This window comes from Streptococcus sp. HMSC065H07 (genome assembly GCF_001837325.1).
GTDB lineage: Bacteria > Bacillota > Bacilli > Lactobacillales > Streptococcaceae > Streptococcus > Streptococcus salivarius_H.
The window spans coordinates 1-411 of sequence record NZ_KV832060.1; the positions used below are offsets into that span (position 1 = coordinate 1).

The following is a 411-nucleotide window of genomic DNA, read 5'->3' on the forward strand; positions in this document are numbered from 1 at the left end:
AGGCGGTGTCTTAACCCCTTGACCAACGGACCATCTTTATGCCGGCTACATGACTTGAACACGCGACCCTCTGATTACAAATCAGATGCTCTACCAACTGAGCTAAGCCGGCTAACTTTTCTAATGCGGGTGAAGGGACTTGAACCCCCACGCCGTTAAGCGCCAGATCCTAAATCTGGTGCGTCTGCCAATTCCGCCACACCCGCATATATGACCCGTACTGGGCTCGAACCAGTGACCCATTGATTAAAAGTCAATTGCTCTACCAACTGAGCTAACGAGTCTCAAATATTTCTACTTGAACGGTCCCGACGGGAATCGAACCCGCGATCTTCGCCGTGACAGGGCGACGTGATAACCGCTACACCACGGGACCTATGGGAGTTAACGGGATCGAACCGCTGACCCTCT

At 52.6% G+C, this 411-nt stretch carries 4 tRNA genes; all 4 read right to left on the reverse strand.

Annotation, left to right across the window (positions count from 1 at the left end):
- Window positions 1–39: 39 nt before the first annotated feature.
- The 4 genes from HMPREF2637_RS10415 to HMPREF2637_RS10430 all read right to left on the reverse strand — a co-directional run bounded on the left by HMPREF2637_RS10415 (window position 40) and on the right by HMPREF2637_RS10430 (window position 376).
- Window positions 40–112, reverse strand: a tRNA-Thr gene (locus HMPREF2637_RS10415).
- Window positions 113–124: 12 nt separating this feature from the next.
- Window positions 125–206: transfer RNA gene (locus HMPREF2637_RS10420), tRNA-Leu, on the reverse strand.
- 5 nt (window positions 207–211) lie between these two features.
- Window positions 212–284: transfer RNA gene (locus HMPREF2637_RS10425), tRNA-Lys, on the reverse strand.
- 19 nt (window positions 285–303) lie between these two features.
- A tRNA-Asp gene (locus tag HMPREF2637_RS10430) sits at window positions 304–376 on the reverse strand.
- Between the last annotated feature and the right edge of the window lie 35 nt (window positions 377–411).